7 protein-coding genes are annotated in these 6,215 nt (G+C 61.1%); 2 read left to right on the top strand and 5 right to left on the bottom strand.

What is annotated here, in order from left to right; all coding sequences use genetic code 11:
- Positions 1-25: 25 nt before the first annotated feature.
- A complete protein-coding gene (gene dinG / locus WLY71_RS20060; RefSeq protein WP_347804926.1) occupies positions 26-2,170 on the bottom strand; it encodes an ATP-dependent DNA helicase DinG in 2,145 nt (714 codons plus the stop codon).
- A 99-nt stretch (positions 2,171-2,269) separates the two neighbouring features.
- Here dinG and WLY71_RS20055 point away from each other — a divergent pair, with 99 nt between their 5' ends.
- The gene (locus WLY71_RS20055; RefSeq protein WP_347804925.1) at positions 2,270-2,734 is read left to right on the top strand and encodes a CopD family protein; all 465 of its coding nucleotides are present in this window, start codon (positions 2,270-2,272) and stop codon (positions 2,732-2,734) included.
- Positions 2,735-2,840: 106 nt separating this feature from the next.
- On the opposite strand, the gene WLY71_RS20050 is transcribed toward WLY71_RS20055, so the two are convergent.
- The 4 genes from WLY71_RS20050 to WLY71_RS20035 all read right to left on the bottom strand — a co-directional run bounded on the left by WLY71_RS20050 (position 2,841) and on the right by WLY71_RS20035 (position 5,521).
- Positions 2,841-3,599 (bottom strand): collagen-like triple helix repeat-containing protein, encoded by a 759-nt coding sequence (locus tag WLY71_RS20050; protein WP_347804924.1) that lies wholly within the window; start codon positions 3,597-3,599, stop codon positions 2,841-2,843.
- Positions 3,592-3,870, bottom strand: a complete 279-nt coding sequence (locus WLY71_RS20045) for a DUF1145 domain-containing protein (protein ID WP_347804923.1) — start codon at positions 3,868-3,870, stop codon at positions 3,592-3,594. Before WLY71_RS20045 ends, WLY71_RS20050 begins: the two co-directional genes overlap by 8 nt.
- 148 nt (positions 3,871-4,018) lie before the next feature.
- Positions 4,019-4,735, bottom strand: a complete 717-nt coding sequence (locus tag WLY71_RS20040) for a PA1041 family peptidoglycan-binding anchor lipoprotein (RefSeq protein ID WP_347804922.1) — start codon at positions 4,733-4,735, stop codon at positions 4,019-4,021.
- 90 nt (positions 4,736-4,825) lie between these two features.
- The gene (locus WLY71_RS20035) at positions 4,826-5,521 is read right to left on the bottom strand and encodes a PA1041 family peptidoglycan-binding anchor lipoprotein (protein ID WP_347804921.1); all 696 of its coding nucleotides are present in this window, start codon (positions 5,519-5,521) and stop codon (positions 4,826-4,828) included.
- Between the two features lie 192 nt (positions 5,522-5,713).
- Here WLY71_RS20035 and WLY71_RS20030 point away from each other — a divergent pair, with 192 nt between their 5' ends.
- The gene (locus tag WLY71_RS20030; RefSeq protein ID WP_347804920.1) at positions 5,714-6,211 is read left to right on the top strand and encodes a DUF6231 family protein; all 498 of its coding nucleotides are present in this window, start codon (positions 5,714-5,716) and stop codon (positions 6,209-6,211) included.
- Positions 6,212-6,215 lie beyond the last annotated feature (4 nt).

Below are 6,215 nucleotides of genomic sequence, written 5' to 3'. Positions count from 1 at the left end.
GTGGGCAAATTTGCCCACCGGTGTATCAGGAAATTTCACGACGGAAGGGTGGCAACGCATTGAGGATTGCCTTGCCGTAACGCTGGGTGACCAGGCGTCGATCGAGTAAGGTGATGGTGCCGCGGTCTTCTTCGGTGCGCAGCAAGCGACCGCAGGCCTGAACCAGCTTCAGCGAAGCGTCCGGCACGGAGATTTCCATGAATGGATTGCCACCCCGAGCCTCGATCCACTCGGCCAGGGCCGCTTCGACCGGATCATCGGGCACCGAGAATGGAATCTTCGCGATCACCACGTGCTCGCAATAGGCACCCGGCAAGTCGACCCCTTCGGCGAAACTCGCGAGGCCGAACAACACGCTGGAATCACCGCCATCGACCCGTGCCTTGTGCTTGTTCAGGGTTTCCTGTTTCGACAGGTTGCCTTGAATGAACACTTGCTTGCGCCAGTCGCGGTCGAGGCCGTCGAACACGTCCTGCATCTGTTTGCGCGAGGAGAACAGCACCAGGGTGCCGCGCGAACCTTCCACCAATGCCGGCAAGTCGCGGATGATCGCTGCGGTGTGGGCCGGCGCATCACGCGGATCGGCCTTCAGGTCCGGCACCCGCAGCACGCCAGCGTCAGCATGATGAAACGGGCTTGGAACCACCGCGGTCACGGCTTTTTTCGGCAGACCGGCGCGCATGCGGAAGCGATCGAAGGTGCCGAGCGCGGTCAGGGTCGCGGAGGTCACCAGAGCGCCGTAAGCCACGTTCCACAAATTGCGACGGAGCATTTCCGCCGCGAGGATCGGGCTGGCGTTGACCTCGATGTCGAACAGCGAGCCGCTTTCGGCCAGGGTCAGCCAGCGGGCCATCGGCGGGTTGTCTTCCGGGTCTTCGACGGTGAACGCAGTCCACAACTCCCAATTGCCCGAAGAACGGGACAACAGGCTACCGAACAGCGGATACCACTCTTCGGCCTGGTTGCTGGCGATGCCGATGTTGACCTCGCCGTCCATGCCTTCCTTGAGCAGTTCGGTCAGTCGGGTAAAGACATCGGTCAGACGGGCAAAGCCCTTCTTCAGCTCGATGCCCATTTCGCGCATGTGCTCGGGAATCACCCCGCCGACGAAGCGATGACGCGGCCGCTCGCGACCTTCGACGTCTTCGCCCGGTTTGAAATCGGCGACCTGCTCGCAGGCGCTGAACATGAATTGCTGCTGGGTTTTGATCTCCCGCGCGAGTTCCGGCACCTGCTCGATCAACTTGCCCAGGTCGCCTGGCAGCGGATGTTGGGCCAGCAACTTGGTGAGGTTCTTGGCGGTGGTTTCCAGCCAGTCGGCGGTGGACCGCAGACGCGTGTAATGGGCGAAATGGCCGATGGCCTTGTCCGGCAGGTGGTGGCCTTCGTCGAACACGTAGATGGTGTCGCGCGGGTCCGGCAGCACGGCGCCGCCGCCCAGTGCCAGGTCGGCCAGGACCATGTCGTGGTTGGTGACGATCACGTCGACCTTGCCCATGCCTTCGCGGGCCTTGTAGAAGGCGCACTGGCCGAAGTTAGGGCAATGGCGATTGGTGCATTGGCTGTGATCGGTGGTCAGGCGCGCCCAGTCGGCATCTTCCAGAGCGGTGGACCAACTGTCGCGGTCGCCGTCCCACTTATTGCCGGCGAGTTTCTCGATCATGCTGGTGAACAGCTTCTGACTGGCCTCGTCGACCTCGATCTTGAAGCCTTCCTCTTCAAACAGCTGCGCCGTGGCAGTTTGCGCGTGACCTTCCTGGAGCAACATGTCGAGCTTGGACAGGCACATGTAGCGCCCGCGCCCCTTGGCCAGGGCAAAGCTGAAATTCAGCCCGCTGTTGCGCATCAGGTCGGGCAAATCCTTGTAGACGATCTGCTCTTGCAGGGCCACGGTGGCCGTGGCAATCACCAGGCGTTTGCCGGCGGCCTTGGCCGTGGGGATGGCGGCCAGGCTGTAGGCCACGGTTTTGCCGGTACCGGTGCCGGCTTCCACCGCGACAATCGCGGGGTCGCCACTGCGCCGGCCTTCGTCGTCGGTGTCGATGTCACCGAGGACCTTGGCAATTTCGGCGATCATCAGGCGTTGGCCGTAGCGCGGCTTGAGGCTCTTGGCTTCGAGAAAACGCGAGTAGGCGCCCTGGATCGTGGTTTTGAGTTCGGTGCTGATCATGGATTGTCGGGCGCAAAAAACGCTGGATAAATTTTCAGTGGTTCGGATCGGCGGCTATCATACCGCGCTAATTAATCCCGCGCAGAACGGAGTACCTCAATGACCGCCTTTAGCCTGGTTTATAGCCTGCATATCCTCGCCGCACTGGTGTGGGTGGGCGGCATGTTTTTCGCGTGGATGGTCTTGCGCCCCGCGGCAATGAAGGCTTTGGAAGGCCCTGCCCGCTTGAAGCTGTGGGTAGAAGTGTTTCAAGGTTTTTTCCGCTGGGTCTGGGTCGCGGTGGTGCTGTTGCCAATCAGCGGTGTGGGCATGATTCATTTGCAGTACAGCGGTTTTGAAGCGGCGCCGCGGTATGTGCAGGTGATGATGGGGCTGTATGTGGTGATGACGGCGCTGTTTATCCGGATTCAGGCGTTGTTGTTGCCGGAGTTGCGCACGGCGGTGGCGGCGCAGGACTGGCCGACCGGGGCTGCGACGCTTGGGAAAATTCGCAAGTTGGTGGGGATCAATCTGATTGTCGGGTTGGTGCTGGTGGCGATTGCTGCGGCTCGGCCGATGTTCTAAAAGCATCGCGAGCAAGCTCGCTCCCACAATGGATCAGTGCAATCCCTGTGGGAGCGAGCTTGCTCGCGATAGCGATCGATCTGGCGACCAAAACCTCGGAAATTGCTTACAACCGCTGAACGGTTACCGAACCCGCCGCACCCGCGGCCCCCGGCTGACCGTCAGCGCCAGGGCGGCCGCTCTTGCCGCCATCGGCCTTGTAAACGAAACAGCCCTTGGCCTTGCCACCCGCGCCTGGTTTACCGCCAGGCCCGGCCACACCACCGTCACCGCCGGCCACCTGAACCTTGATCAGTTCCACCGGGTAATCGCGTGGCACTTCCAGACGAACCAGTGCACCCGGCGCGCCCGGCTGACCGTCGTTTCCATCACTGCCATCGGCACCACGACCGGCCTGGCCCCAGGTACAACCCGGTGCCTGACCGTTGGCCCCATCGAGACCGACGAAACCCGGTGCGCCCGCGCCGCCGCGAGCGTCCACCAATAATTGCGGTGCACTCAGTGCCTTGATCTGCAAGTTCAGGTTACGCCCGGAGCGGGCTGCCTTGAGGTAAGTTCCCGGCGCGCCGCGAGCCGTGATCTGGCTGCCTTCCGACAACTGCGCACGACTGACCTTCAGCTCAAGCGGCTGTTCGCCGGGTACGATGGCGATCCGCGCTTCACGACCCAGACGCAATTCACCGACGGATACCTCGGTCACATTCGAGGGAATCAACAACGTGCCGTAGTCGGCCACTTCCAGGCGTTCCAGCTGCAAGGTGCTGGCGGTGTTGGGCAAACGCATCAGTGAGTTGGTTTCGACGCTCACCACCTGGGCGCAGGCCAACGGGCTGATGAGTGCAGCGAGCAGACAGAGTTTACGCATGGGAAGCCTTAGACGCGGTCGGAGCCGGGATGGTTTGCAGGTGGAAAACGCCGAAAAAGAGGATCTTCAGGCGATCACGCCAAGGATGAGCGCGACCTCTGAGGCTGCGGAAACAGAACACCGCCTCAAGAAGATGAAGGCATGCCAGCAGGCTGCCGGCCAGATCGACCAGCAGGTGCAGAGGATTGACAAACGGCATGAGCTGATTGGCCAGCACCACCAGCCAGAACAGCAGGGTCAACAACTTCCCCAACCCCCAAAACACGTTCATACGCTCCCCCGTTGAGAATTATTCTTTGTGCGCACAGTACCGGCTTCCACGCGGGATAAGCCAGAGGGCAACGGAAAATTCTTCATGAAGGCCGCCGAATGGCCGCCGGACTGACTTCAATTGTGGTCCGACGGCTCTATCACGGGGCTCAGCGATTGATGTGCAACTCCACCCGACGGTTTTTCGCCCGTCCTTCTTCCGTTTCGTTATCGGCCACCGGCTGACTTTGGCCCTTGCCCTCGCTGGTGAGCTTGTTCGGCGCCAGGCCCTGGCTCAACAGGTAGGCCGCCACGCTACTGGCGCGACGTTCCGAGAGTGCCTGGTTATAGGTGTCCGAGCCGATGCTGTCGGTATGACCGATCACCTTGATGCTCACCACATCGGCGCTTTGCAGTTTGGGCATCAGCGAATCCAGCTTGCTCTGCGCGGCAGGGGTCAGTTCGGATTGGTTGAAGGCAAACAGTACGTCGCCCGCGTCGCTCAGGGTGATGACCTCCGATTGTGCAGGTTCAGGTTTCACGCTGGCCGGGTACTGCGGCAATGGGCAACCATGATGTTCCACGGGGGTATTGGCCGGCGTATCAGGGCAGCGATCGCGTCGATCGAAGACACCATCGTCGTCTTCGTCGCCATCCTGGGCGTAACAGATCAAGCCACCGGTCAAGATACCAAGCGCCGCCCCACCGGCCGCCCAACCGCTACTTTGGAGAGCGCCCAGGCCGCCACCGACCAGGCCGCCGATAACGCTGCAGATTGGCCAGGTTCGTTGATTGAGGGGGGCGGTGCCATCGCTGTGAGTAGCGCAACCGGTCAACAGGCTGCCCAGCAGCACAACCGGCAAGACGGTCCGTGTGAGAACACTCATGGTGAAAGCTCCTGTGTTACCGGCCAATGCCGGTCACACAGGAGTAAAGACCCGCATCCGCGACTGCACAAGCCGCGGAGTATGAGGGGTTTAGCGGTTGATTTTGATTTCCGTGCGACGGTTCATCGAGCGGCCGTCAGCGGTGGAGTTATCGGCAACCGGCTGGCTTTCACCGGCACCGGTGACAGAGACGAAGCTGCTGCGTGGTACACCTTGGGAAATCAGGTATTCAACTACCGAGTGCGCACGACGATCCGACAGTTTCTGGTTATAGGTATCGCTGCCCACGCTGTCGGTGTGACCGGTTACAGTCAGTTGGGCGTTAGGCGCTTCCCCTTTCAAGCGAGTGGCGATTTTATCGAGTACCACTTTGTCGGCAGGGGTCAGTGTGGCCTTGTCGAACTGGAAGTGAACATCGCGAATGACGATGACTTCTTCTCTAACCACGGCCGCTTCTTCGACCACTGGCGCAGGCACCGGTGGAGGGCAACCGTCGGCATCGACGCGCACGCCTCTAGGTGTACCCGGGCACTTGTCGCGGCTATCCGGCACGCCATCGCCGTCTTCGTCGCCATCACCGTGAACCCAGCAATAGGCCGCAGCCGTGCCGCCGACGAGCAGCGCGCCATACCCCGCCCATGCCGAGCTCTCGGTCGCACCGAGACCTGCACCCACGACACCACCGACCGCCGCACAGGTCGGCCAGTCGGTTTTCTGCAAACCTGCGCAACCAGTCAACACACTGGTTAGCAGAACCAAGGGTAATGCTGTGCGAACTATGCTCATCGAGTTTTCTCCTGAGGGGATCGGCTTAGAACCGATTCAGGTAGTAAAGACCCGAGTTTTAATCTCCGCCAGCAATAGGCCATTGCAGTTTTAACCCCGTGTTCACGGCACATCGGCGCTTTTGGGACAAACCACCTCTAGGCCCGGCCCTTTGAGCAGGCTAGTCTTGGCAGCTCTGATTGAGGATCTTCGATGATTGCAGGTATTTCTTCGCGCACGCCCCAGCAGGCGTTGGCCGCTTTGCTTGATCGTTACGCCCCCGCGCGCCTGTTGCTGATTGGCGCCAGCGAGTTCCCCGCGCTTGAGGCCTTCAAGCTGGCGCACCCGGACACTTTTGTGGCCCATGCGGCACCCGGGGTGTTGCCGGCCGAGTTGGCGGCGCGCCGGTTTGACCTGGCGCTGGTGGTCGATTGCCTCGAACACCTGCCCAAACGCGATGGCCTGAACCTGCTTGGCGGGATCCGTAACCTCAACGCCAGTCGCATCGCGGTGCTGGCGGACTTGCCGGCCAGCGGCTGGCAGGAGACCGATTTTTTCTCCCTGGCCCTGCAAGCCAGCGAACGCTTCCAGCGCGACGATCAAGTGCTGACCCTGTTCACCTATGATCTGCTTGACTACAAACAAGTCCCCGACTGGCTCAACTCACGGTTCTGGGCCAATCCGGAAAACTTCGGGAAATATTGGTGGTAACGCA

Source organism: Pseudomonas rossensis (genome assembly GCF_039888995.1).
GTDB classification, from domain to species: domain Bacteria; phylum Pseudomonadota; class Gammaproteobacteria; order Pseudomonadales; family Pseudomonadaceae; genus Aquipseudomonas; species Aquipseudomonas rossensis.
This window is presented reverse-complemented; position numbering and strand designations above follow the sequence as displayed.

Coding starts and splice junctions, on each gene's coding strand:
- dinG (WP_347804926.1), bottom strand. CDS start 2,170: ATGATCAGCACCGAACTCAAAACCACGATCCAGGGCGCCTACTCGCGT.
- WLY71_RS20055 (WP_347804925.1), top strand. CDS start 2,270: ATGACCGCCTTTAGCCTGGTTTATAGCCTGCATATCCTCGCCGCACTG.
- WLY71_RS20050 (WP_347804924.1), bottom strand. CDS start 3,599: ATGCGTAAACTCTGTCTGCTCGCTGCACTCATCAGCCCGTTGGCCTGC.
- WLY71_RS20045 (WP_347804923.1), bottom strand. CDS start 3,870: ATGAACGTGTTTTGGGGGTTGGGGAAGTTGTTGACCCTGCTGTTCTGG.
- WLY71_RS20040 (WP_347804922.1), bottom strand. CDS start 4,735: ATGAGTGTTCTCACACGGACCGTCTTGCCGGTTGTGCTGCTGGGCAGC.
- WLY71_RS20035 (WP_347804921.1), bottom strand. CDS start 5,521: ATGAGCATAGTTCGCACAGCATTACCCTTGGTTCTGCTAACCAGTGTG.
- WLY71_RS20030 (WP_347804920.1), top strand. CDS start 5,714: ATGATTGCAGGTATTTCTTCGCGCACGCCCCAGCAGGCGTTGGCCGCT.